General features: G+C 69.5%; 24 protein-coding genes. 12 read left to right on the top strand and 12 right to left on the bottom strand.

Annotated features, from left to right (window positions below; genetic code table 11):
* Positions 1-10 precede the first annotated feature (10 nt).
* The 8 genes from EDC02_RS21145 to EDC02_RS21115 form a co-directional block, all read right to left on the bottom strand.
* Entirely contained in the window at positions 11-223 is a 213-nt protein-coding gene (locus EDC02_RS21145) for a hypothetical protein (RefSeq protein WP_123603459.1), read from the bottom strand.
* Positions 220-1,089: an ATP-grasp domain-containing protein gene (locus EDC02_RS21140; protein ID WP_123603458.1), complete on the bottom strand. Its 870-nt coding sequence runs from the start codon at positions 1,087-1,089 to the stop codon at positions 220-222. Before EDC02_RS21140 ends, EDC02_RS21145 begins: the two co-directional genes overlap by 4 nt.
* A gap of 357 nt (positions 1,090-1,446) precedes the next feature.
* Complete coding sequence (locus tag EDC02_RS21135) at positions 1,447-1,977, bottom strand: HAD domain-containing protein (RefSeq protein WP_123603457.1); 531 nt, start codon at positions 1,975-1,977, stop codon at positions 1,447-1,449.
* A gap of 29 nt (positions 1,978-2,006) precedes the next feature.
* Positions 2,007-2,204: a DUF397 domain-containing protein gene (locus EDC02_RS21130; RefSeq protein ID WP_123603456.1), complete on the bottom strand. Its 198-nt coding sequence runs from the start codon at positions 2,202-2,204 to the stop codon at positions 2,007-2,009.
* 176 nt (positions 2,205-2,380) lie between these two features.
* The gene (locus EDC02_RS21125) at positions 2,381-3,397 is read right to left on the bottom strand and encodes a diguanylate cyclase domain-containing protein (RefSeq protein ID WP_158632256.1); all 1,017 of its coding nucleotides are present in this window, start codon (positions 3,395-3,397) and stop codon (positions 2,381-2,383) included.
* The gene (locus EDC02_RS39630) at positions 3,394-4,083 is read right to left on the bottom strand and encodes a hypothetical protein (RefSeq protein ID WP_148083535.1); all 690 of its coding nucleotides are present in this window, start codon (positions 4,081-4,083) and stop codon (positions 3,394-3,396) included. The genes EDC02_RS21125 and EDC02_RS39630 overlap by 4 nt, the downstream gene beginning before the upstream one ends.
* Before the next feature lie 258 nt (positions 4,084-4,341).
* Positions 4,342-4,560 (bottom strand): DUF397 domain-containing protein, encoded by a 219-nt coding sequence (locus EDC02_RS21120; protein ID WP_123603454.1) that lies wholly within the window; start codon positions 4,558-4,560, stop codon positions 4,342-4,344.
* Positions 4,557-5,405 (bottom strand): helix-turn-helix transcriptional regulator, encoded by an 849-nt coding sequence (locus tag EDC02_RS21115; protein WP_123603453.1) that lies wholly within the window; start codon positions 5,403-5,405, stop codon positions 4,557-4,559. The genes EDC02_RS21120 and EDC02_RS21115 overlap by 4 nt, the downstream gene beginning before the upstream one ends.
* A 159-nt stretch (positions 5,406-5,564) precedes the next feature.
* Between EDC02_RS21115 and EDC02_RS21110 the strand changes: the two genes are divergently transcribed.
* The 3 genes from EDC02_RS21110 to EDC02_RS21100 are packed head-to-tail and all read left to right on the top strand — an operon-like array spanning position 5,565 to position 6,947.
* Positions 5,565-6,173: a hypothetical protein gene (locus EDC02_RS21110; protein ID WP_123605005.1), complete on the top strand. Its 609-nt coding sequence runs from the start codon at positions 5,565-5,567 to the stop codon at positions 6,171-6,173.
* Positions 6,170-6,403, top strand: a complete 234-nt coding sequence (locus tag EDC02_RS21105) for a hypothetical protein (RefSeq protein WP_123603452.1) — start codon at positions 6,170-6,172, stop codon at positions 6,401-6,403. The genes EDC02_RS21110 and EDC02_RS21105 overlap by 4 nt, the downstream gene beginning before the upstream one ends.
* Positions 6,384-6,947 carry a Uma2 family endonuclease gene (locus EDC02_RS21100; protein ID WP_123605004.1) on the top strand — a complete coding sequence of 188 codons (564 nt, stop codon included), beginning with the start codon at positions 6,384-6,386 and terminating at the stop codon, positions 6,945-6,947. The genes EDC02_RS21105 and EDC02_RS21100 overlap by 20 nt, the downstream gene beginning before the upstream one ends.
* A 42-nt stretch (positions 6,948-6,989) precedes the next feature.
* Here the strand turns inward: EDC02_RS21100 and EDC02_RS21095 are convergent, their stop codons facing one another.
* Positions 6,990-9,860 carry a hypothetical protein gene (locus EDC02_RS21095; RefSeq protein ID WP_199757715.1) on the bottom strand — a complete coding sequence of 957 codons (2,871 nt, stop codon included), beginning with the start codon at positions 9,858-9,860 and terminating at the stop codon, positions 6,990-6,992.
* Positions 9,861-9,993: 133 nt separating this feature from the next.
* Positions 9,994-12,060 carry an alpha-glucuronidase gene (locus EDC02_RS21090; RefSeq protein WP_123603451.1) on the bottom strand — a complete coding sequence of 689 codons (2,067 nt, stop codon included), beginning with the start codon at positions 12,058-12,060 and terminating at the stop codon, positions 9,994-9,996.
* A 106-nt stretch (positions 12,061-12,166) separates the two neighbouring features.
* On the opposite strand from EDC02_RS21090, the gene EDC02_RS21085 reads away from it, so the two are divergent.
* Positions 12,167-12,667, top strand: a complete 501-nt coding sequence (locus EDC02_RS21085; protein ID WP_123603450.1) for a DUF456 domain-containing protein — start codon at positions 12,167-12,169, stop codon at positions 12,665-12,667.
* A 31-nt stretch (positions 12,668-12,698) separates the two neighbouring features.
* On the opposite strand, the gene EDC02_RS21080 is transcribed toward EDC02_RS21085, so the two are convergent.
* Positions 12,699-13,715, bottom strand: a complete 1,017-nt coding sequence (locus EDC02_RS21080; RefSeq protein WP_123603449.1) for an aldo/keto reductase — start codon at positions 13,713-13,715, stop codon at positions 12,699-12,701.
* Positions 13,716-13,804: 89 nt separating this feature from the next.
* Between EDC02_RS21080 and EDC02_RS21075 the strand changes: the two genes are divergently transcribed.
* On the top strand, positions 13,805-14,713 hold the full coding sequence (locus tag EDC02_RS21075; protein ID WP_123603448.1) for an AraC family transcriptional regulator: 909 nt from the start codon (positions 13,805-13,807) through the stop codon (positions 14,711-14,713).
* A 22-nt stretch (positions 14,714-14,735) separates the two neighbouring features.
* Here the strand turns inward: EDC02_RS21075 and EDC02_RS21070 are convergent, their stop codons facing one another.
* Entirely contained in the window at positions 14,736-16,691 is a 1,956-nt protein-coding gene (locus EDC02_RS21070) for a heavy metal translocating P-type ATPase (RefSeq protein ID WP_370461475.1), read from the bottom strand.
* A gap of 66 nt (positions 16,692-16,757) precedes the next feature.
* Between EDC02_RS21070 and EDC02_RS21065 the strand changes: the two genes are divergently transcribed.
* The 7 genes from EDC02_RS21065 to EDC02_RS21035 all read left to right on the top strand — a co-directional run bounded on the left by EDC02_RS21065 (position 16,758) and on the right by EDC02_RS21035 (position 23,224).
* Positions 16,758-17,126 (top strand): metalloregulator ArsR/SmtB family transcription factor, encoded by a 369-nt coding sequence (locus tag EDC02_RS21065; RefSeq protein ID WP_123603447.1) that lies wholly within the window; start codon positions 16,758-16,760, stop codon positions 17,124-17,126.
* Between the two features lie 297 nt (positions 17,127-17,423).
* Positions 17,424-18,110 carry a choice-of-anchor M domain-containing protein gene (locus EDC02_RS21060; protein WP_370461473.1) on the top strand — a complete coding sequence of 229 codons (687 nt, stop codon included), beginning with the start codon at positions 17,424-17,426 and terminating at the stop codon, positions 18,108-18,110.
* A gap of 31 nt (positions 18,111-18,141) precedes the next feature.
* Positions 18,142-18,795 carry a choice-of-anchor M domain-containing protein gene (locus tag EDC02_RS21055; protein ID WP_123603446.1) on the top strand — a complete coding sequence of 218 codons (654 nt, stop codon included), beginning with the start codon at positions 18,142-18,144 and terminating at the stop codon, positions 18,793-18,795.
* A 185-nt stretch (positions 18,796-18,980) separates the two neighbouring features.
* The gene (locus EDC02_RS21050; protein WP_123603445.1) at positions 18,981-20,564 is read left to right on the top strand and encodes an anchored repeat ABC transporter, substrate-binding protein; all 1,584 of its coding nucleotides are present in this window, start codon (positions 18,981-18,983) and stop codon (positions 20,562-20,564) included.
* A gap of 55 nt (positions 20,565-20,619) precedes the next feature.
* On the top strand, positions 20,620-21,534 hold the full coding sequence (locus EDC02_RS21045) for a choice-of-anchor M domain-containing protein (protein WP_123605000.1): 915 nt from the start codon (positions 20,620-20,622) through the stop codon (positions 21,532-21,534).
* Positions 21,531-22,307 carry an anchored repeat-type ABC transporter ATP-binding subunit gene (locus EDC02_RS21040; protein ID WP_123603444.1) on the top strand — a complete coding sequence of 259 codons (777 nt, stop codon included), beginning with the start codon at positions 21,531-21,533 and terminating at the stop codon, positions 22,305-22,307. The genes EDC02_RS21045 and EDC02_RS21040 overlap by 4 nt, the downstream gene beginning before the upstream one ends.
* Positions 22,307-23,224: an anchored repeat-type ABC transporter permease subunit gene (locus tag EDC02_RS21035; RefSeq protein ID WP_123603443.1), complete on the top strand. Its 918-nt coding sequence runs from the start codon at positions 22,307-22,309 to the stop codon at positions 23,222-23,224. The genes EDC02_RS21040 and EDC02_RS21035 overlap by 1 nt, the downstream gene beginning before the upstream one ends.
* Positions 23,225-23,274: the final 50 nt, after the last annotated feature.

Here is a 23,274-nt window from a genome sequence, read left to right as displayed (position 1 = left end):
TCCCCTCTGGTCAGTCGGCGAAGGTGAGGCCGCGTTCGGCCAGCGCGGTGGCAAGGATGCCGACGGCCTTCGGGCCGACGCCGTGCATGGCCAGCAGGTCGTCGCGACGGTACGTGGCGACCTGGGCGAGGGTGGTGACGCCGGCTGCGAGCAGGGCACTGTTCGCGGGCCGCCCGATCGGCGGCAGGTCACCGATCTGGGCGGGCAGATGGCGGGTACTCATTCGCCCACCGTAGTCCGGCCGACCTCGCCGACTGCTGCCGCGATGAGTACGGCCGGATCGACGCTGGCGGGTCGGTCACTGACCTGCCCGTCGCCCACTTCGACGACCCGCCATTGGCCGTCGGCGCGCAGCGCAAGATCGGCGGTCACGAACGGCAGGCCCAACGCATCGATCAGTGGGGCGAGCCAGTCGAGGTCGATTCCGTCCGGCGGTTGATCTCCTGGCGTGTCCGGGTGCGGCCCGACGAGGGCGCATCGACCGTGCACCCACCAGGTACGTACCTCCGCTGCGGTGAACTGTTCGAACTCGCGCAGCACGAATCCACCGGCGAAGTCGTCGTCGCGTAGCTGCCGCAAGCGGCTCGCTACCCTCCACGCGGCGTCGCTGTCCTCGACGCTCGGGATGAGGGCTGCCTCGCTCCAGTGGTGCTTCATCGACTTCACGTAGTCGCGGATGACGGCAGAGCCGTTGCCGAGAGCGAGTCGGGCCTGGTCGAAGTCCACTCGGCCCGCGCCGACGGTCCAAGCCGAGCGCGGAGTCACCGTCGCCAGCGTGGGGTACCAACCGGGGAACTCGTGGGCCCGCCGGTACTGCTCGGCGGTGGTACGTAGCGTCACGCCCCGTACGGCGAGTGCGTCAACGAACAGTGCGTACCGGTGAGCGTCCAGCATCCAGCCCCGGTAGATGGCCATGCCGCCACTGGGGACCGACGCTACTGCCCGTACCGCGTCATCGCCCCTGGCCAGCCGGTCGTGGTCGACCACCGCGACGGCGTAGCCGGCTTCCCGGGCGGCTCGGGCCTCCGGCGCGAAGTGCTCGTCTGGGCGGGTCGGCCGCAGCGGGTCGCCGGGTACGAGGAGCATCATGCGCCGATGCTGCCCGACTCGACTGCGTCGCCTCCAGCGGTTATCGGCCACCGCGCGCCGTCGGCATGAGCGTCTCGGGCGGCTGGAGCGCTCATCGATGTGAGGCTCAGATACCTTACAACGCGGTTGTAGCGTATCTCCGCCTCACATCGACGCGGCATTGCCGCCGTCAGGCCGTGAGCCACTGGCGAATGGTGGCGAAGTCAGCGTCGGTGAGGCCGAGATGTGGGTCGACGCGGTGCCCTCGACGCGGCACTCGCGGGATCTGGCAGGGTGGCTACCGGCCGCGACTCATCATGATCAGTTGATGTCCTGCTGGGCGACACGCCGGCAATCTACTGGCAGGACATCAACTGATCATGGCACTGGGGGAGAGGCGGCATTGCCGCCGTCGACTGCGAGCCACTGGCCGACGGCGGAGAAGTCAGCGTCGGTGAGGCCGAGGCGTGGGTCGACGCGGTGCAGCAGGGCCTCGCCCGGGTGGTGCGTAGAGACCCACTGCCGGTCCCGGTCGGTGATCTCGTCGTCGAGCCAGACGAAGGCGCGTCCGGCTGCCCAGCTGGTGAGGAACGGCGTCTTCCAGTGCACGCCGCGCGGGGGCTCGTCGTCGGAGTCCGGCCACGGGACGACCGGCAGTTTCGGCAGGCCGAGCAGCGGCGCGACGACGTCGTTCGCCTCGGCCTGCCACGTGGTCGCCCAGACCAGCTGACAATCGAGCGCCAGCAGCCGGCGTCCGTCCTCCGGATCGAGCCGATCCAGTAGCGGATTACCGATGGACTCACCGTCAGCTGCGACGTGGGGCGAAGGTGAGCTCCCAGTGGCACGGGCGGCGAAAGGAATCAGTACGCCGTCGACGTCGAGGAAGACGTACGGGCGGTCGGCGGGCACGGGCGTCGTCGGACGGTTGACCGGTCGCGTCAGCGGCTGGACACCGCGGTGAGGAACGCCGTCCAGGCTCCGGCCGGGAAGAGGAGCGCCGGGCCGTGCGGTTCCTTGGAATCACGTACGCCGATCGTGCCGGCAGGCAGCATGGCCACCTCGACGCAGTCTGACCCACTGGCGCTGCTGCGGCTGCTCTTGCGCCAGTGGGCACGGGAGAGGTCTGGTGCGGTCATCCGTGCCTCTGGTCGACTGTAGTTACCGGATAGACTTTTAATGGTACGAGAGTTTGGTGAGTCAAGCAATAGATGCGCTGTCTAGCTGCATCCTGGGAAGAGGATGAGTGTTCGCACAACAAAAGCGTGACGATCTGAACCCAAACAAAATTGTACCCTTGGTTGAGCTCGGTAAACTAAGCTGAAAGTGCCGGTGATGAGATTTCCGTGATCGTGCTCGATACGGCGATGAAGGACCCGGGTTGAGATTTGGCTATCTGCTCCATCTCTGATGCCTTCTTTATGACGTCTCGAACTGAGGTAAATCTGCGTCGTTGGTCCGATACTGCAACTCCTGCTGATACAGTTACTAGGGCGGCCTTGCTAATGTTGTCTCGCCATCCTTGGTGGCGATGGTTTACCTCAACGTAGCCGCGTTTCTGTGCGACTGGGTCATAGAGTGCGTCGGCGGCAAATTCGAAGGCGATAATTGCTGTCTCGAGTAGGGTTCGGACCTGGCTGGGTGTGCAGAGTACTAAGAAGTCGTCCCCTCCGATGTGGCTAACGATTGGTGTCGGAGATCCGATCCTTGCGGCCGATTCCTGGAGGGAAGACGCAAGGCACTTAATGAATTCTCCACCGCGCGCAAACCCATACGTGTCAACGACCGACTTGAGTCGGTCAATATCTATATAGATCAGCGCAAAATCCGTGGATGACTCTATGTTCGATGCGATTCTCTTGATCATCCAAGTGTGGCCAGGGAGACCTGTATCCGGGGATATCTCAAAAAGGAGCCTCGATCTGCGAGCCAAAGCCGCCACTCGTGCGGCACATTCTTCTATCTCTGTTTGCGTTTCTATTTGAAGGTCGACTGGTAGTCCGGACTGCTCGATCAGCTCCGGCAAGCACTCGTCGCCTATCGCAACGGTCGCGACTCTCTTTGATCCAAGGGTGTCGCGCGCAGCGATTGCAGCTGGTTGAATAGATTTTGCTGGTCCAGCAAATACAAGAACATCAACTCGGTTGCGTGACAGGTGATGTGTAATTGCCTTTGCGTCTACGAATCGTTTCGACGACATCTCGAACTCATCCAAAGTTGATTCGAGGACTTGGTGCGAGTTGGTTGGGTCCGCCACCAGAATTCGGTAAGGCTCGTCGTGCTGAGAGAGTTCGGCTAGAGCGTGAATTCTGTCACGCCCAGTGGGGATCACGGGCGCACTTCCTGTCTGCCGTCTTTCTGATGACGCTTGCCATCCCTTTTTGTGGAAGCTGGTCCACTCCGGCTGAACAGACTCTCGGCAGAAGTATGCAGATCGTCATCTTCTGTTTTGATGCCCTTTTCTATCCGTTTTAATACCCATGTTCTCCACATGAGGCGATAGAGTCCGAAGCGGTGTCTAATCATGTGTTCCATCCGCTGAATAGCGATCTGGCTTTCGGGTTGGGCGGATTTTCCGAGAACCATGTCAGACGCTGCGGTTATGGGTGCAGATCGCCAAGCCATCGCGCAAGCGGGTCCCACAAAGGTGGAAATCTCCCTTGTGCAGTCGTCGAAGACCAACTTCGCAACCCGGCTTTCACTTGCCATCCATGCGGCGATCGCTGCTCGTTGTTCTTGGAGAGCGTGTCCTCGTTCTGCAAGCGCGGATAGGGTTGCCGGTTCGTCGTCAGTGCGCCGACGGATTCGGTACGGATACTCGCTCCATGCCACGAGGTATCGAATGGCTTCCGCATAGCGATCCCTTCGATAGTCGGCACTCGCTTTGAGGTTACCTGTTATCGTGTTGATCAGAGTGGCTACAATGCCGGAGCTGATAGCTGCAATGACCACGGTGACGATTGCGGATTGACCTGCGCCGCTGGCAAGTTCTGCTGCTCTTATTGACTGATCGAACATTCCACTCCGTGTTGCGCCGTATCCGATTCCTCAATTTGAGGTACGCGGGCTAGTCTAGTGCCCGGACGCAAGCGGCGAGGTGAAAGCAGGGCGTCGTATGTGCGGTGCGGTGGGGTTGCGATGGCTCTCTTGACTTAGGGTAGTTGCTGATTAACGGGAAGTACTGAGTTGGTGCGGGTTGTTGCGGCGAGGGGATGTTCTGGTTTCAAGATCGACACGTAGTTGCAAGTGGCACGAGTTGCCGAACTAGCCGATCGCCTAGCGCACGCCATGGCTTGGCAGGAAGGTGAGGAAGGCGGTCCAGGTGGAGACGGGGAAGATCAATGCTGGACCGGTGGCGTCCTTGGAGTCGCGTACGCCGATCGTGCCCCCGGCCAGCGTAGCCACCTCGACGCAGGAGCCGCCGTTGTCGCCGCTGTAGCTGCTCTTGCGCCACCAGGCGTGAGGCAGGTCCGTGGCGTGCTCGGCGTAGCTCATGTCAGCTCCCTCACCAGCTCGGCGATCGTCTGTGTCGACTGCGCCGGGTCTCGTGCTTCCGCCCGTAGGTAGTCGAACTTCAGCGTATAGTCCCGGATCTCCTCCGGCTTCTCCAGGTACAGGGCGCCGGTCAGGCTCTCGACGAAGATGACAGCCTGGTCGGCGGGGTCCGGGAAGTCGATGATCGTGAACGAGTTGAGCACCGACGCGCCGGCTGCCAGCGGCAGCACCTGGAGTGAGACGTTCGGCAGGTCGGTGACCTCCAGCAGATGCTGTAGCTGGTTGCGCAGGGTGGCAGGTCCGCCGATGGGGCGTCGCAGGACGGCTTCGTCGAGCACGACGCGCATCCGTAGCCCGTTCTCGGTGAGCAGGGTCTGGCGGTCCATGCGGAGCTGTACCTTGCGTTCCAGCTCGTTGGGTGGGAGTGGGTTCACGGCTGCGTGGAGTACGGCTCGGGCGTACTGCTCTGTCTGGAGTAGCCCGTGGATGAACTGGGACTCGTAGATGGCGAGGCCGGCGGCTTCGGACTCGAGTCCGACGTAGAACTGGAACCACTCGGGCACGGCGTTGCCGTACCCGTGCCACCAGCCGCGTTGTCGGGACTCGCGGCAGAGCGTGATCATGACTTCGCGGGCGTCTGGTGGTACTTCGTAGAGTTCGAGCAGGACGCGTAGGTCGGGTGGTCGGATGCCGACCTGGGAGGTCTCGATGCGCGACAGTCGGGAGTGTGAGCTGTCGAGGTGTCGTGCTGCCTGTTCGAGGGTGAGGCCGGCGGCTTCGCGGTAGCGGCGCATCTCGCTGGCGAGTCTGCGTCGTCGCACGGTCGGGCTGAACCGTTTCGTCATGCGGTCTCCCTGCGGGTCCTGAGTCATCCAACCTGAGGTCTGCCGGTCTCGGCAAGCACAGATGGATCTTCAACTGCGAAACTGCACATTGCAGTTTGGTCAGTGCGATGGCATCGTATCGATGTCGGCGTTAGCCGCTACGACCGGGAGGTGTTGTCCGTGACCGACAACCGTTCAGCACGCTGGACCGACCCAACCCTCGATCCGACCGAGCGCAACCGGGACCTGTTCGCCGTACTCGATCGGGCTGACCTGTCCGAACCGGCGCGGGCCGCCGTGACGCACGCCCTCGGACCCGGGGTCGGCCCGGCCGGGCACGCCGAAGCGCTGGTCAACCGCTACCTCAACGAGCGTGAGCGTCGCCGCCCGGTGGCGCAGGTCAACGGCAGCGGCGACGGTCCGGGCGGGATCGGCAACCTGCCGGACTGGTTGCGGTACGACCGGCGTGGTCGGTACACGCTGCACCTGACCTTCGCCGCCGTCGACTTCGACACCGCCCGCGAGCAGGCCGTCGCGTATGCCGAAGGGCTCACCATCCTGTGCCCGGAGCTTGGGGAGCATGCCCCGTTGCTGTCGCGGGCGGAGGCATGGAACTTCAATGAGCCGCTGTTCTGCGGGGTACGCGGTCCGGACGGCGAGGTGTGCGCGGAGGTCCGTCACCACCCGGGTTTCCACCGGGCGGCCGGGCTCGGCGGACTGGGCTGGGGCGACGGTGACGGCGACGCAGACAGCGTCGGCATCGGCGACGCCGACGGCACACTGCCGTGACCGGCACACCCGCCACGCCGCCGTACCCGAGGGTCGCGCCGTGCCGGCACTGCGGACGGCCGGTGCTGCGCGACAACGACGGCAGGTGGATTCACGCCGACCTGGCGTACGCCTGCCGCGACCGTTGGGGCGGGATCACCGCCACCACCGCCGCCCCGGAGGGGCAGCTGGCAGAGTGGCGGGGACATCAGCCTGGAGGTGAGTCTGCCGGTGAGCGTGGCCGTCCTTGATCACGTGGGGCCGTGGAGCGAGGAGGAGTACCTCGCCCTCGGTGAGACTCCCAACCGTATCGAGCTGATCGACGGAGGTCTGTGGGTCAATCCGGCCCCGAGCAAGCCGCATCAGCAACTGTCGTTCCTGCTGATGTCGACGCTGTACCCGGCCGCCCGAGCGGTCGGCCTGGCCGCGTACGAGGCGATCAACGTCCGGTTGCGCCCCGACCGGATCGTCATTCCGGACCTCGTCGTGGCGGACACCAGCCGGGACGGATCGGTGACCGACGCGGCTGAGGTGGTGCTGATCTGCGAGATCACCTCGCCGAGCAACGCCGCCACCGACCGGCTGCTCAAGATGCAGTTCTACGCCGCCGCGCGGATCGGGTGGTACCTGCTGGTGGAGCCGGAGCTGCCTGCCTTCTCCGCTGTCACCCTGCGGCTGTTCCGGCTCGACGGTGAGCACTACGTCGAGCACGCGACCGCGACGAAAAGCGAGGTGTTGGCCGCCGAGCGGCCGTTCCCGTTCCGCATCGACTCCGGCGCACTGCTCGACGGGTAGCGCAAACCACGGGCACCCCGGATGTGGGGGACCGAGGGCGGTTCAGTCGTCCGGTGCCACGGGGCAGCCGTTGCCGGTGTCGCTGCCCGGCTCGCCGACCCGGTACAGGTCGCCGATCAGGAACACACAGCTAGGCTCGGGCTCGCGCGACTGTGGATCGCCCGATGGCGGGATCGCCAACTCCAGGATCGCGATGTTGCGCGAGTCGCCGATCCGGGAGGCGCTGAAACTGATCACCCCGCTGGCGCCGAGGAACTCGTACCCCGGCTCCCGGAGCAGCTGGACCAGCGCGGCGCGGTGCCACCGGTGCCGGCCGCCGAGCCGGACCAGGTCCACCAGCATCCGTACGGTGTCGTAGGCGACGCCGACCCGCTCACCCGGGTACGAGGTGGCGGGCAGCTCCGTCGCCGGCAGGTCGGCGGCGAGCCGCGCCCGCAGCCGCTGGTAGCCGGAGCAGAACGACTGCATCGGCTGCATGTCGGACAACGCGGGGGCGGGCCTGCCGTACGTCACGCAGTCCCGGCCGCCGAGCACCACCAGGCTGCCCAGGCCGACGTAGCGCACACGGGAGCCGGCGAACGTGTCGTCGGTCCGGAAGCTGGCCTGGGCGACCGCCCGGGTGACCGCGTCGTCGGCGACGATGTGCGGCGTACGGTCCGAATCGACGCAGCCGTCGTTCATCGTCCGCAGAAAGTCCCGGTAGTGGTTCTCCCGGCCGGCGTAGAAGAACAACTCCCGTTGGTACGCCTGCGCCCAGTCCAGCCGGCGGCACGGCGGCGGCAGCTCGTTGACGTCGTCGCGCCAGTCGACCAGCTCGACGGCATCGCCCATCCGGTCGGCGATGGCGTCGCGCAGTGTCTTCACGTACTCGTCGGGGTGGTCCGGGTCGATCGGCGGGTGATACACCGTCACCTTGTCCCGTCCAATGTGTGCGGCGTAGCGGGCCACCAGCTCCGCCTGCCGAGTGTTGTCCGGCACCAGCTGGAAGTACAACTGGGACAGTTCGGCCAGCCCGGTGCCGGTGAGGGTGGTACCGAAGACCGGGATGCCGGCTTCACCGAGGATCCGGATCGCCTCTTCGGTCTCCGGGACGGTGCGGTCCATGCCGATCACGCCCTTGATGCTGTCGTCGGCGTCGATCAGCGGGATCAGGTGCTGCTCCGCGACATGGTGGGCCTGCCGCATGCCCCGGCCGGCGTTGGCGATCACCACCCGTACCAGCGGCTCGGACAGCGACGACGCGGCGTGCTGTTGCTGCTGGGCCAGTGCGATGCCTTCGAGTTCCTCGGCGACCGCGTGATCGGTGTCGAGGTCGCTGCCGGCGTGGGTCAGCCCGGCGAAGTACACCAGGCTGATCATCGGCCGGTCCGGGATCTCGGCCCGCTTGCGCGCCGCGGTCCCGTTCTCGGCGAACACCCGGAGCTGCGCCGCCTGCAGGCGGGCGTTGGTGCCGAAGACCTGCGCCGCGCTGTCGCTGTGGCCGACGCACTGCGCGTCGTCGGGACCGAACCTCAGCAGCTCGACACTCACCGCAGCGTCCACCTGGGACCGTAGCACCGAGCAGTGTTCGTGCCAGTACTGCCGGACGGTGAGCAGCGGGGCGGCGAGCACCGCGACCAGGACGACGGCGAGCAGCCCTTCCACGGCCCCCCGTCGGGCCAGCCGGGGCGGCGGCGGCAGCCGCCAAGCGGTCTCGGACGGATCCCAGGCAGCCGCGTCGTCGGCGGCGAGTGCACCGACACGGCCCGGTGGGACCGGCTCGGGCAGGTCGAGCACCAGGTAACGCGCGTCGGTCGCCAGTAGCTGACGGCGATGGGGCAGCCCGCGCCGCCACAACTGCAGCGCGCGGTCGGCGTCGTGCGCCGACATCGGCCGGCCGTCGGTGCCTCCCGACCGGTCCGGTGGGCGGTCGCAGGCGGCCACGACCAGCAGCGGATCGAGTTCACCGGTCTCGTTGCGGACCGCGTTGATCAGGCGTAGCAGTTCCCAGCCGCCGTTGTCGCCAGTGGCGTGGGTGATCAGGACGGTCACGTACCCGGTGCGCCGCCAGCCGGACCGGCGGGGGAACCACCGCCACCGACGCCGCCGGTACGCGGCGCGTAGATCCTCCAGGAACGCGTGCACCAGCAGCTTCTTGACCTGCTCGGCGTTTTCGAAGCTGCGCCGGTCCAGGGTCAGCCGTTCGGCGAAGCCGAGGAAATCGGTGGAGTGCCGGGGCACCATGTACGGCTGGCGGCGCATGAACCACCGCGCCTCGCGGCCCAGCCCGGCCGGCCGCTGGCTCAGCCAGCGCCGGAACGCGCCCTGACCGACCCACATCAGCAGCCACAGCCCGAGGCGGGTCCACACCCCGGATGCCACCTCCGCCACCGACACCGACGGGTCGGTGCCGGAGGCGCCGACCGGCTGGGGGGCGCGGCCGCTCCACGTGCGCAGCAACGCCAGCACCGCGGACCGGTCGTCACGGCCCCGGGCCGGCGGCAGCCGGTGACCGGACAGCCAGTCGGCCAGCCGGTAGTGGTCGAACCGGGTCAGTCGGCCGGCACCGAACGAGTCCGCGGCCAGCCGGAAGCTGAGCTCGTCGAGCAGCGGCAGCAGCGGCGGTTCCCGGGCGGCGGCAGCAGCGGCCGGATCCTCGCCGGGCAGTCCCCACCGTGCGGCGCTGCGGGCGCCTGCGGTGTCCGCGTCGACCAGGGCGTGCGGGATCCGGGGTGAGGCGTCGCCCAGAGCCGATTCCAGAGCGGCGAGGAACCGGTCCGGGGCCTCGCCGCCGACCAGACACACCAGCGGCAGCGGCTCGTCGCCGCGTACCTGCAGGTCGGGTGCGCGGTGGGTGAACGGCGGCCGGGTGGCGAGCTGGCGGATCAGCGACAACAGACGGTGTACGCCCGCGAATCGGGGTGGTGCCGTCATCGCTGGAATCGCCGTCTCCTCACTTCCGAGTGGTACCGATGCTAGGCACCGATGTCCACTGCAGAGGTCGCCCGTACGGCTGCTCCGGCTGTCCGTTACTCGACTCGGGTCGGGTCGGACAGGTGGGTCCGGGTCAGTGGATGCGGCGGCCCCGCGCGTCGGGGACACCGGACTTACGGAAGAAGTACGTGTTGACCTGGTCGCGCCATTCCCGCGCGGAGCGGACCTGCTCGTCGAGGCGGTCGGCGACCCGGGCGTACAGGGCGGGGTCGAGGCCGGCGTCGGCGACGTCGCGCCACCGGTCCCGCATGGCGATCGCCTCGTCGGCCCCGGCGAAGTGGGTGTCGTAGATGTGCTGGATCACCGTCGACCCGCTGTGCAGCACGTGGCCGTACGGCACATGGTGGAAGAAGAGCAGCAGCTCGTCGGGGCAGTCGGCGAGCGACTCGTACACGTCCGACCAGGGCTTCGGGTACTGGCCGGCGTAGCCGGTGCCGGTGGCCCGGGTCCGGTCCACGCCGACGCCGTCGCGGTCGGCGAAGTGGTACGTGCCCCACTGGGAGTACTCGTAGCCGTCGACGGACGGGCCGTAGTGGCCGGCCGGGTTGACCATGAAGCCGACGCCGAGTGGTGCGGTGTACCGCTCGTAGGTGCGCCACGAGTCGTCCATCATCGCGTGCAACGTCTGCCGCAACTGCGCAGGATCGGCGACCGCGTCGGCCGGGAAGGTCAGGTCGATCCACTCGTCGAGCAGTGCGGCCGGGTCGGCGGTCGGGTCCCAGCCGAGCCGGCCGAACGCGTACAGGTTGGCCTGGGCGAGCGGATGACCGCACCAGAACGGGTCGTCGCCGACGTTCGACACCGCCGCCAGGGTGCCGCCGCGGGCGGTGATCGCGGCGACCGACGCACCCAGGTCGCCGTCGGCGTCGCCGTCGGCTTCCAGGCTGTCGCCGTCGAACCGGAAGCCGAGCATCTCACTCCACAGCGGAGCCAGGTAGCAGACGTGCCGCTGCTGCCCGGTGTACTCCTGGGTCACCTGCAGCTCGACGGCCAGCCGGGTCGCCGGCATCGCGGCGATCACCGGGGACACCGGCTCCCGGGGCTGGAAGTCGACGGGACCGTACTTGACCTGCACGATCGCGTTGTCGCGGAACTGGCCGTCGAGCGGGGCGAAGTGGTCGTACGCGGCCCGCGCCCGGTCGGTGGAGCGGTCCCGCCAGTCCCGCCGGTGGTTGTAGACGAACGCCCGCCAGTGCACCACCCCGCCGTGCGGGGCGAGGGCGTCGGCGAGCAGGTTGGCACCGTCGGCGTGGCTGCGCCCGTACGCGAACGGGCCGGGCTGGCCCTCCGAGTCGGCCTTCACCACGTACCCGCCGAAGTCGGGCACCCTGGCGTAGACCTGGGCGGTGGTGGCCGCCCACCAGTCGCGTACCGTCTGATCGTGCGGGTCGGCGGTGTCCAACCCGCCGAGCACCATCGGCGCGGCGAACGTCACCGACAGGTGCAGCCGGATGCCGTACGGGCGGAAGATGCCGGCGAACGTGGCGACGTCGTCGAGCCGGTCGGTGAGCAGCCGCGCCTCGGTACGCCCCACGTTGACGTTGTTGATGGTGAGCGCGTTGACGCCGCTGGCGGCGAGCAACCTGGCGTACGCCCGGACCCGGTCGGGGTCGTCGGTGATCGCGCCGTCCCGCCAGAAGATCGACCCGCCGGAGTAGCCCCGCTCCACCTGCCCCATCACCGGGTGCACGTCGACGTTGTCCCAGTGGTCGAGCATCCGCCGCCGGATCGCCGGCCGGTGCGTCCGGGTGGCCAGGTCGCCGCCGAACGCCGACTCGCCGAGCCGGACCACGTGGAACAACCCGTACAGCAGCCCGGCGGGGGCGTCAGCGGTGACCGTGGTGAGGCCGCCGGCCCGGCCGATCGTGTAGCCCTCGTCGCCGAGGCCGCCGGGAGCACCCGCAGTAGCACCGGGATGGGCGGTACCGGTGAGCGCCAGCATCAGGTCGGCCTCGCCGTCGACCGACAGCCGGGTCACCGATCCGCCGAACCGGGCGCAGGCGGCCCGCACCTCGGCGTACACGGTGGCGACGGACTCCTCGGCGCCGGAGACCAGGGTGTGCCGCGACCCGATGGCGCGCCACGCCTGCGCCGGTAGCCAGGCCGGATGAATGTCGTTTGCCCGTGCAGCAACGGCCACGCGATCCTCCCGAGGTTTCCGACATTGTTTCGGATCCGTACCCGAATCGCAGCCCTCGGATGACGCCGGGTTCGACCTGCTGGCGGCCGTCGGTCACCCTGTCGGTGTGGATCTCGACGACACACAGACGCTGGTCACCCTGCTCAGCGGCCTGGCCATCCTGATCGGGCTGATCGGCGTGATCGTGCCGATCCTGCCCGGTCTGCTGCTCTGCTGGGCCGGGGTGCTCGGCTGGGCGGTCTTCAGCGACGCCGGTGGCGGCCGGTGGCTGATCGTCGCCGCGGCGACCCTGATCGCCGTCGGCGGCACGGTGATCAAATACCTGTGGCCGGGGCGGGACCTGAAACGGGCCGGGGTACCCAACCGGTCGCTGCTGGTCGGCGGCGTGCTGGGCCTGGTCGGCTTCTTCGTCATCCCGGTGCTCGGCCTGGTGATCGGCTTCGTGCTCGGCGTCTGGCTGGCCGAGCGGCAGCGGCTCGGTGACTTCGCCGCCGCCTGGCCGGCGACGAAGCGGGCGGTGTTGGCGGTCGGTCTGGCGATACTGATCGAGCTGGGTGCCGCGCTCGCCATCGCCGGACTGTGGCTGCTCGGCCTGCTCGTGGCCTGAACCACGAGCAGGCCGGCCGGCGCGCCGGCTGCTACCAGACCGGCATCCGGGCGGCCGGGTAGCGGGATCCGGCCGCGCCGTGCGGCAGGATCTGGCGGATCCGGTCGACCTCGGCCGCGCTGAGCGGTACGGCGGCCGCCGCCACGTTCTCGGCGAGCCGTTGCGGGTTGCGGGTGCCCGGGATCGGCACGATGCCGTCGCCCTGGGCGAGCAGCCAGGCCAGGGCGAGCTGGGTGACGGCGATGCCCTTGGCGGCGGCCATCGCCGTCAGTTCGCGTACCGCCGCCAGGTTCTGTTCGTAGTTGCCCGGCTGCCAGCGTTCGTCCCAGGTGCGCATGTCACCGTCCGGGTATTCGGCGGCGGGCCGGACCGCGCCGGTCAGGAACCCGCGGCCGAGCGGCGAGTACGCCACGAACCCGATGCCCAGCTCACGGACCGTCGGCAGCACCTGCGGCTCCACCGCCCGCTCGAACACCGAGTATTCGGTCTGCAGCACCGACACCGGGTGGACGGCGTGCGCCCGCCGGATGATGTCCGGGCCGGCCTCACTGAGCCCGAAGAAGCGCACCTTGCCTTCGGTGATCAGCTCACCGACGGTGCCGGCGACGTCCTCGATCGGTACGTTCGGGTCGACCCGGTGCTGGTAGAGCAGGTCGATGTGGTCGGTGCCGAGGTGGCGCAGACTGTTGTCGGTGACCTCGCGGATGTGGTCCGGCCGGCTGTCGAAGGCCATGCCGAACCGGCTCGGGTCGGTCAGGTCGTAGCCGAACTTGGTGGCGATCACCACCTCGTCGCGGAAGCCGCGGACCGCCTCGCCGAGCAGTTGTTCGTTGCTGCCGCTGCCCATGCCGTACACCTCGGCGGTGTCGAACATGGTGACGCCGAGTTCGTACGCGCGCCTGATGGTCGCGACGCCGTCGGTCGGGTCGGCCGGACCGTACGCCATGGTCATGCCCATGGTGCCGAGGCCGATCGCGCCGACTTCGAGCCCCTGCGAGCCGAGTTTGCGCCGGGGCAGCTGCCGGCCGCCGTTCGCTGTCTGTGTCATGCCTGGACGCTATGCCGCGCCCGACGTGCCGGCATGGGGCGTGCTCCGCGTACTCTTGCCTGATCCTCTCACCGACGACGGAGCAGCCGATGATCGACGAGCTGGCGCGGGTCGTCGCCCGGCACTGCCCGGCGCAGGCGGTCGAGACCGCCGTGCCCCGGCTGCGGCTGGTCCGCTTCGACGACGCGCAGGCCGGGCCGACCGATCTGTTGTACGAGCCGATGATCTGCTTCGTGGCCCGGGGCGCGAAACGCAGCACGGCCGGTGAGCGCAGCTGGCTGGTCGGCCGGGGGGCGATGTTCCTCAGCTCGGTGGAGCTGCCGGTGACCGCCGTGTTCGAGCAGGTGCCGTACCGGTCGGCGGTGCTGCGTCTGGACAGTCGGATGCTCGCCGACCTGCTGCTGGAGCTGGACGAGCCACCGTCGCCGCCAGCCAGGTCGGCGGAGCCGGTCGCGTTGACCACCGCCGCGATGACCCCGGGGATCGTCGAGGCGGTCACCCGGTGGGTGCGACTGCTCGACGACCCGGCCGACATCCGGCCGCTCGCCGCCCGGATGGAAGGCGAGATCCTGTACCGGCTGCTGGGCAGCCCGCTCGGGCCGGCGCTGCGTCAGCTCACCGTCGCCGAGTCCCGGTTGTCGCAGGTCCGGGCGGCGGCCGGGTTGATCCGGACCCGGTACGCCGAGCCGTTGACGGTCGAGCAGATCGCGGCGGCGGCCCACCTGAGCGTGGCGACCCTGCACCGGCACTTCAAGGCGGTGACCGGGATGAGCCCGCTGCGCTTCCAGAAGTCTCTGCGGCTGCAGCAGGCCCGGCGACTGCTGCTCGCCGGCGCGGACACCGCCGCCGCGGTGGCCAGGACCGTCGGGTACGTCAGCGCGACACAGTTCAACCGCGAGTACCGGCGGGCGTACGGCGTACCGCCGGGTCGCGACGCGGCCCGGCGGCGGGCCGGCGACCTCGTGTCGGCGGCGTCGGGGCCGTCGCCGACAGCCTGAGCGTCGCCGCGCGCTGGGGCCGTCACTGCTGCCAGGCCGAGCGGCGCAGCAGCCGCATGCCGTTGAGCGCGACCAGGATGGTGGAGCCCTCGTGCCCGGCGACGCCGAGCGGCAGCGGCAGGTGGCCGACGACGTCCCAGGTCGCCAGGACGACGATGACGGTGCCGGCGATGGCCAGGTTGGCGACGACGCAGCGCCGGGCCCGCCGGGCGAGGGCGACGACCGCCGGGATGGTGGTCAGGTCGTCGCGGACGATGACGGTGTCCGCGGTCTCCAAAGCGAGGTCGGCGCCGACGCCACCCATCGCGACACTGGTGTGCGCGGTGGCCAGTGCGGGTGCGTCGTTGACCCCGTCGCCGACCACCAGCACCCGCCGGCCGGCGGACTGCAGTTGCCGTACCGCCGCGACCTTGTCCTGCGGTAGCAGGCCGGCCCGTACCTCGTCGATGCCGACATCACCGGCGAGTCTGCCGGCTGCCTGCGGGTTGTCGCCGGTGAGCAGCACCGGCGACCGCCCGGTCAGGGCGCGCAGCGCGGCGGTGACCGAGGCCGCGCCGGGGCGCAACCGGTCGGTGAGCGCGAGTACGGCTGCCGGCGTGCCGTCGACGGCGACCACGACGGCGGTCTGCCCGGCGGACTCCACGTCGGCGACCAGCCGGTGGGCCTCGTCGTCGGTGGCGGTCAGCAGTTGGGCCGGGCTGGCCACGGCTACCTGCCGGGCACCGACGCGGGCGGTGACGCCACGACCAGGTAGTGCGGCGAACGCCTCGGTGGCGTCGATCGCGAGCTGGCGGTCGCGGGCGGCGGCGACCACGGCGGTGCCGATCGGGTGCTCGCTGGGTAGTTCGGCGGCGGCGGCCAGGGCGAGTAGTTGGTCGGCGTCGTCGGTGGTCGGATTTCCGGGTACGGGGTGGACGGCGGTGACTCGGGGCCGCCCTTCGGTGAGGGTGCCGGTCTTGTCGAAGGCGACCAGATCGGCGCGGCCGAGGCGTTCGATCACCCCGGCGGATTTGACCAGTACGCCGTGTCGGCCGGCGGTGGCGATCGCGGCGAGTAGCGGTGGCATGGTAGCCAGCACCACGGCGCACGGCGAGGCCACGATCATGAAGGTCATCGCCCGCAGCAGGGCGTCGGTGAGGCTGTCGCCGACGGCGAGCGGGATGCCGAACAGGGCCAGGGTCGCCACCACGACCCCCACCGAGTAGCGCTGCTCGATCCGTTCGATGAACAACTGGGTGGGTGCCTTGCTGGCGGCGGCCTCTTCGACCATGGCCGCGATGCGGGCGACGACGGTCTCTTCGGCGGGTGTGGTCACCCGCACGCGGAGGGTGCCGGTGCCGTTGAGGGTGCCGGCGTACACGTCGTCGCCGGGGCCGCGGTCCACCGGTAGTGGCTCGCCGGTGACGGTGGCCTGGTCCACCTCGCTGGCGCCGTCGACGACCTGTCCGTCGGCGCCGATCCGCTCGCCGGGGCGGACCAGGATGACGTCGCCGACGCACAGCGAGACGGTGTCGACCCGCTGTTCGGTGCCGTCGACGATCCGGGTCGCCTGGGGCGGGGCCAGGTCGAGCAGGCTGTGGACGGCGTCGGCGGTGCGTCGGGTGGCGAGCGCCTCCAGCGCGCCGGAGGTGGCGAAGATGACGATCAGCAGGGCGCCGTCGAAGACCTGGCCGACGGCGGCGGCGCCGATCGCGGCGACCACCATCAGCAGGTCGACGTCGAGGGTGCGTTCGCGCAGCGCGCGCAGCCCGGACCAGCCCGGTTCCCACCCGCCGGCGACGTAGCAGGCCAGGTAGGCGGCCCACCAGCTCCAGGCCGGTGCACCGGCCAGGTGCAGCGCGCCGCCGAGGGCGAACAGCATGGTCGCGGCGGTCGCCCAGCGGACCTCGGGCAGCGCCCAGATCGGGGTACGGCGGGCGGCGTCGGCCAGGCGTTCGGCTCGCGACGGGGGTGCGTACGGCGCGGTCTCGGTGAGCACAACGAGCACAATAGCTGCGCAGCTACGCAGGTACGCAAGTAGGCGGCCTCGGCTAGTCTTGCCGGCATGCACACCTCGATTCCGGATTTCCGGATGCCGGTCGAGGAGCAGGTGCACCTGGCCGCGGAGACGTTCCGCCTGCTCGCCGACCCCACCCGGATCAAGATCCTTTGGGCGCTGCTGCAGGGTGAGTCGTCGGTCGCCTGCCTTGCCGAGTTGGTGAACGCCGCCCCGACGGCGGTCAGTCAGCATCTGGCCAAGCTCCGGCTGGCCGGGCTGGTCCGGGGCCGCCGGGAGGGCACTTTCGTCTACTACTCGGCCGCCGACGTGCACGTCCGGCAGTTGCTGGCCGAGGCGCTGTTCCACGCCGATCATGCCGACCGCGAGCTGCCCGACCACGGGCCGGCGGAGCAGGTCTCCGACCACCACGGGTGACCCGCCCGGCCCGGTCGGTCACCCGGGCCGAGCCGGACTCTGCCGCGTCGGTCGACCCACTTGATGAAACGAGCGGGGGCTGATCGTGCCCACCCCGGGCCACACCGCCGGGCTGGCTGCCGGGCTCGCGGCATGACGTGAGCTGCCGGATCCGTTCCCCGAGTGGGACCTCGGTGAGCTGGACGGGCATGGACATGTGTCGAGCCAGACAGGTCGGACCCCTATCGCTTCTAGTTGAAAACGATTACCGTTAGCTCTCGGTGGTCCACCAGGGACCACCGGGAGGGAGTCTGTCCTGTGTTGACCGCAACCCGCCGCCGGGCGGCCGGAGCGCTCGTCACCGGTGCGGCGCTGATCGCCGCACTAGTCGTTTCGGCGCCCCCGGCGCAGGCGCACGGCGCCGGCCTGCCCGTTGTCCTGCATCAAGGACACGTCGACGTCATCGAGGTGGAGTACGAGGACGGCGAGCTGGAGCTCGGCGTGCACGACGACACCGTCGAGCCGGGCGAGCACCGCCACCACGACGACGTGATCTTCGTCGTCAAGCCCCAGGCCAAGACCACCGTCCCCGGCGATCCCGCCTTCGCCTTCCTCGGCACGGCCGGCTCGCCGGTGTGGATCCTGCCGCAGATCGAGAACGAGGAACTGCTCTTCGCCGGCCTGGCCACCGAGGAGCTCGAAGCGGGCGTCTTCGCCGGCGACTCGGTCGACCTGACCGTGCAGCAGCTGATCAGCGCACCCAGCTCCGGCCAGCTGGCGATCTACACCGAGGACCTGTTCGGACAGCCGACCGTGCTGGCCAACAGCCGCGACGGGCTGCCGGACGTCGTCGACCTGGCGGTCGGTGAGCACCTGCACGTCAACTGGGCGTTCAGCAAGGCGGGCGTCTACCTGCTCAAGGTCAAGGCCAGCGCCACCCTGGCCGGCACCACGACCGTGGTCGAGTCCGACTCGGTCTACCTGCGATTCGTCGTCCTGCCCTGATGTGGGTCGGGAACCTGGAGGGAGCAGCGTGATGAAGACTCCTAGCCGCCGACTGCTGGCCGGTATCGCGTCGAGTGCGTTAGCCGCAGTGCTCGCGGTCGCCGTACCCACCTCGGCGCAGGCCACGATCGTCGAACTGACCAGCGGCCACGTCGACGTCATCGATGTCGATCATGTTGCCGGGGGGCCGATCGAGGTCACCGTCGGTGATGACACCGGCTCGACCTTCGTCGAGCGTGATCCATCCACCGTGGTCTTCGTGGTGCCGCCCGCCGCGCACACGGCGGTGCCGTCCGGTTCCGCCTGGTCGTTCCTCGGCAGCGGCGGGTACGCCTACGTGTTGCCGCAGACCAACACCGCCGGGCTGCTCTGGGCCGGCTGGGACACCACCGGGGTGGCCAGCGGGGCGTTGCAGTTCAACCGGGTCGTGGTCAAGCTGACCGACGTGCAGGGGCCGGGCGGGTTCAGCATCTTCACCGCCTCCGGCGGCACCCCGACGGTGCTGTTCGACAGCGGCAACGGCCTGCCGGACAGTCTCAACGTCAACCGCAACACCCACGCCCACGTCAACTGGGGCTTCGACGCGGCCGGCACGTACGTGGCGACGTTTGAGGTCAGCGGCGTGCGTGCGTCGAACGGGCAGACCGTGAGCACCACTGAGGAGTTCACCTTCGAGGTCGGCTGACCAGGCCCGACTCGAGCTGGCTGATCCGTCGACGGGTCGGTTGATCCGCCCGCCGATCAGTCCTGCCGGTGCCGAACGTCGCCCGTTCGGCACCGGCAGAACGCCGGACCGAGCATGACAACGGTTATCGTTTGCGTGCTAGCGTGCGGTGCGCGGGCGCAGGGCGTACGGAAGGTGGGTGGAACATGCGCGCACGGTGGCTCATCGGGCCGGCGCTGCTCGCCGTCAGTCTTGGTAACCTGGCGGCCTGTGTCGTCCCCGAGACGCTCAGCGCCGGCGACGGTCGGGTGCAGGTCGTCACCACCACCGGCATCCTGCGCGACCTGGTCGACAACGTCGGCGGGGACCGCGTCGCGGTCGCCTCCCTCGTCCCCGACGGTGCCGACCCCCATTCGTACGAGCCGTCGTTGCGCGACGTGCGCAACGTCGTCTACGCCGACGTCGCCTTCAGCAACTACCTGCTGCTGGAGGAGCACGCCATCATCAAGGCGCTCGACGCCAACCTGCCGGACGGCGTACCGAACATCTCGCTCGCCGAGGGGGCCATCAAGTACGCCGCCGAGATCATCCCGCTGGTCGAGGACGTCGCGCTCGACACCATCTGGCTCGGCATGCGGGTACGCGGCACCGGCGGGACCTACGGCGCCGACCGGGCCTCCGACATCCTGCTGCAGAGCACCACCGTGACCGGCCCCGGCACCATGGCCGCCTACCTCACCGAGTCGTTCGGCAACCCGGCCGTCTACCTCGACTCGGCCGACGGGTTCGACGCCGCCTCCGGATTCCGGGACGACACCGCCACCCTGCCACCCGACGCGCACACCCACATGAGCTGGGCGTTCACCGAGCCGGGCGTCTACCGGCTCACCATGTCGGCGCGGCTGGCGGTCACTGCCGACAGCCGCCCCGTCGCCCTCGGGGAACAGACCTTCACCTTCGCCGTCGGCGTCGACCCGCACAGCGTGCCCGGGATGGCCGGGGCCGACGTACTGCGCGGCGGGCACGCCGACATCACCGTCGACCTCGACGCGGCGGCGCGCGGCGAGTCGTCGCTCTACCTGTTCGCCGACCCGCACGGCGCCGGCGACGCCCACCAGCACGTACACGATCCGGCCGACACCGTCATCGAGGTGCCGAACAAGGCCCTCGCCCAGGTGCCGGCCGGGCGGGACTTCCGCTTCCTCGGCCGGCCGGGCACCGAGATCTTCCAACTGCCGCAGGCGGTGCTCGGCAAGCACGTGCACGGCGAGATCGACCCGCACCTGTGGCAGAACGTCCGCAACGTCATCGCGTACACCGAACTGATCCGCGACACCCTGATCGGCGTCGACCCGGCCGGCGCCGCCGACTACCGGCGGCGCGCGGCGGCGTACATCGCCGAGTTGACCGCGCTGGACGACTACGTCCGCGACACGATCGCGCGGATTCCGCCGGCCCGGCGGCACCTGATCACCACCCATGACGCGTTCGGCTACCTCGGGGCCGCGTACGACGTGCAGATCTCCGGGTTCGTCAGCCCGCACCCGGCGGCCGAACCGAGCCTGGCTGACCGGCGTCGGCTCACCGAGACGATCCGCAACCTGCAGGTGCCGGCGGTCTTCCTGGAGCCCAACCTGCGGTCGAGGTCCTCGACGCTGACCGAGCTCGCCGACGACCTCGACGTACGCGTGTGCGAGATCTACGGCGACACCTTTGACGACCGGGTGACCAGCTACGTCGAGCTGATGCGGTTCAACGCCGAGTCGCTGCTCGACTGCCTGGCGCCATGAGGAGGCATCAGTGAAGTCGATCGGCCTGTCGACGGCCGTCTCCGCGCTGCTGGCGATGACGCTGGCCGCTCAGCCCGCATCGCCCGACCCGGCACTGGACCAGTCACCCGATCCGGCGTTGGACCAGTCGATCGCCCCGGACCAGTCGATCGCCCCGGACCAGCCGGTCGCCGCGGACCCGGCCGTGCTCGCGGCCGGCCATGTCGACATCGGACCACGCTACGTCGACGACGAGTGGACCCTGCTGCTCCACGACGACGCGGCGCAGCCGGTGTGGCGGGATCCGGACCGGACCGTACTGCGGGTCACCGACGCCGCGCTGCAGACCGTGCCGGACGATTCGGTGTACGGCTTCCTCGACGTGCCGGCCGGCACCGAGGTGCACGTGGTGCCGCAGGTGCAGCACCCCGACGTGGTGTGGGTCGGTTGGAACACCCAGGACCCCCGGGTGATGCAGACGATCGACCGGGGCGTGACGCTGGAGCTCGCCGGGGTCGAAGGACCTGGCGAGGTCACGATGTACCTGCAGGCCGGCACGTTCAGCGAGCCGCAGGTGCTGTGGCGCTCCACCGAGCCGCCCGGCCAGCCGATGTGGGTGGAGGTCAACACCCACACCCACGCCAACTGGGTGTTCACCGCCCCCGGCGTGTACCTGGTCGCCGTCCGGGTCAGCGCCGACCTGGTCGGCGGCGAGCAGGTGAGCGCGGTACGGCACCTGCGGTTCGCGGTCGGCGACGCCACCAGCACCGACGACGCGCTCGCCGCGCAACCCGACGATGTCGCGGCCGCGCCGGTCGCCTCCGACGGCGCCGAGGACCAGGCGGCCGCGTCCGACGGAGACGGCACCGGCACCTGGCTGGTCGGCGGCCTCGTGCTGGCCACGGCCGTGCTGGCGGTCGCGCTGGTCGTCGTGGTGCTGCGCGGTCGGGCGGTACGCCGACGGGTCGAGCAGGAGCGTGCCGCCCCGTGACCGCGCTCGCCGTACACGATCTCGACGTCGACCTCGGCGGCCGTCCGGTGCTGCGCGGTGTGCGGTTGCACGTCGATCCGGGGGAGCTGGTCGGGCTGATCGGGCCGAACGGGGCCGGCAAGACCACGCTGCTGCGGTCGGTACTCGGGCTGGTCCGGACCCGGTCCGGGCGGATCCTGGTCGACGGGGTGCCGAGTCGACCGGGGCGGTGTGCGATCGGGTACGTGCCGCAGCGGCACGAGTTCGCCTGGGAGTTCCCGATCTCGGTGGAGCAGGCGGTGCTCAGCGGCCGGACCGGCCGGATCGGGCTGCTGCGCCGGCCGGGGCGGGCCGACTGGCGGGCCACCGCCGAGGCGATCGACCGGGTACGCCTGGGCGACCTGCGCCGTCGGCCGGTCGCCGAGTTGTCCGGCGGCCAGCGCCAGCGGGTGCTGGTGGCCCGCGCGTTGGCGTTGCAGCCGGCGTTGCTGCTGCTCGACGAGCCGTACACGGGGCTGGACATGCCCACTCAGGAACTGCTCGGCGGGCTGTTCACCGGCCTGGCGGCCGAGGGCACGCCGCTGCTGATGACCACCCATGACCTGATCGGTGCCGTGGACTCCTGCACCCGGCTGGTGCTGCTCAACCAGCGGGTGATCGCCGAGGGCAGACCGGCTGACCTACGGGATCCGCAGCTGTGGATGCGCACGTTCGGGGTGAGCGAACGGTCGCCGTTGCTGCGGATCGTCGGTGCCGACACCATGCCCGTCGGGGTCGCCGAGGGGAGCGGCTGATGCCGGTCACCGAGTTCATCGCAGACCTGTTCAATCCGGATCTGGCCTTCCTGCCGAAGGCGCTGCTGATCGCCGTCATGTCCAGCGTGGTCTGCGGGGTGGTCGGTTGTCACGTGGTGCTGCGGGGGATGGCGTTCATCGGTGACGCGGTGGCGCACGCGGTGTTTCCGGGGCTGGCGGTCGCCTTCGTGCTGCAGGGCAGCCTGGTGCTGGGCGGTGCGGTCGCCGGGATCGTGACCGCGCTGCTGATCGCGGTGTTCGCTCAGCGGCGCCGGGTCAAGGAGGACTCGCTGATCGGGGTGTTCTTCGTGGCCGCCTTCGCGCTGGGCATCGTGATCATCTCGCAGGCGCCGGGGTACGCCGGTTCGCTGCAGCAGTTCCTGTTCGGTTCGATCACCGGCATCCCGGACCGGGACCTCTACACGGTCGGTTTCACCGGGCTGGCCATCCTGACCGCGTTGTTCCTGCTGCACAAGGAGCTGGTCGCGGTCAGCCTGGACCGGGAGTCCGCCCGGTCGGTCGGGTTGCCGGTGTTCTGGTTGGACATCGGGCTGTACGTGCTGGTCACCCTGGCTGTGGTGATCTCGCTGCAGACGATCGGCAACATTCTGGTCCTGGCGTTGCTGATCACGCCGGCGGCGGCGGCGCGGCTGCTCACCGACCGGCTCGCCGTGATGATGCTGCTCGCCCCGCTGATCGGCGGCGGCTCGGCGCTGGTGGGGTTGTACCTGTCCTGGAGCTACGACCTGCCGGTGGGCGGCACCATCGTGCTGGTCGCGACGGCGGTGTTCCTGCTGGCCTGGGTCTTCGCCCCTCGGCACGGTCTGGTCGCCCGCTGGCGGCGGCAGCCGGCAGGGTCGGACGAGGCGCAGGTCACACCGGTGCTGACAGAGGTGGCCGAACGGCCGATAGGTTAATGAAAATGGTTGTCGTTACGTTGCGGTGGGGCTTCCGCCCCGTCACGACC

Origin of the sequence: Micromonospora sp. Llam0 (genome assembly GCF_003751085.1) — a bacterium.
Classification (GTDB): Bacteria; Actinomycetota; Actinomycetes; order Mycobacteriales; family Micromonosporaceae; genus Micromonospora_E.
Note: the sequence above shows the minus strand (reverse complement) of the source record. Positions and strands in the feature narration are given on the sequence as shown.

Excerpts from the sequence above, each read along its gene's own strand:
- EDC02_RS21115 (WP_123603453.1), bottom strand. The coding sequence starts at position 5,405 with ATGACGAAACGGTTCAGCCCGACCGTGCGACGACGCAGACTCGCCAGC.
- EDC02_RS21130 (WP_123603456.1), bottom strand. The coding sequence starts at position 2,204 with ATGACCGCACCAGACCTCTCCCGTGCCCACTGGCGCAAGAGCAGCCGC.
- EDC02_RS21075 (WP_123603448.1), top strand. The coding sequence starts at position 13,805 with ATGATCGACGAGCTGGCGCGGGTCGTCGCCCGGCACTGCCCGGCGCAG.
- EDC02_RS21050 (WP_123603445.1), top strand. The coding sequence starts at position 18,981 with ATGCGCGCACGGTGGCTCATCGGGCCGGCGCTGCTCGCCGTCAGTCTT.
- EDC02_RS21035 (WP_123603443.1), top strand. The coding sequence starts at position 22,307 with ATGCCGGTCACCGAGTTCATCGCAGACCTGTTCAATCCGGATCTGGCC.
- EDC02_RS21045 (WP_123605000.1), top strand. The coding sequence starts at position 20,620 with ATGACGCTGGCCGCTCAGCCCGCATCGCCCGACCCGGCACTGGACCAG.
- EDC02_RS21140 (WP_123603458.1), bottom strand. The coding sequence starts at position 1,089 with ATGATGCTCCTCGTACCCGGCGACCCGCTGCGGCCGACCCGCCCAGAC.
- EDC02_RS21065 (WP_123603447.1), top strand. The coding sequence starts at position 16,758 with ATGCACACCTCGATTCCGGATTTCCGGATGCCGGTCGAGGAGCAGGTG.
- EDC02_RS21055 (WP_123603446.1), top strand. The coding sequence starts at position 18,142 with ATGAAGACTCCTAGCCGCCGACTGCTGGCCGGTATCGCGTCGAGTGCG.
- EDC02_RS21095 (WP_199757715.1), bottom strand. The coding sequence starts at position 9,860 with ATGACGGCACCACCCCGATTCGCGGGCGTACACCGTCTGTTGTCGCTG.
- EDC02_RS21120 (WP_123603454.1), bottom strand. The coding sequence starts at position 4,560 with ATGAGCTACGCCGAGCACGCCACGGACCTGCCTCACGCCTGGTGGCGC.
- EDC02_RS21145 (WP_123603459.1), bottom strand. The coding sequence starts at position 223 with ATGAGTACCCGCCATCTGCCCGCCCAGATCGGTGACCTGCCGCCGATC.
- EDC02_RS21080 (WP_123603449.1), bottom strand. The coding sequence starts at position 13,715 with ATGACACAGACAGCGAACGGCGGCCGGCAGCTGCCCCGGCGCAAACTC.
- EDC02_RS39630 (WP_148083535.1), bottom strand. The coding sequence starts at position 4,083 with ATGTTCGATCAGTCAATAAGAGCAGCAGAACTTGCCAGCGGCGCAGGT.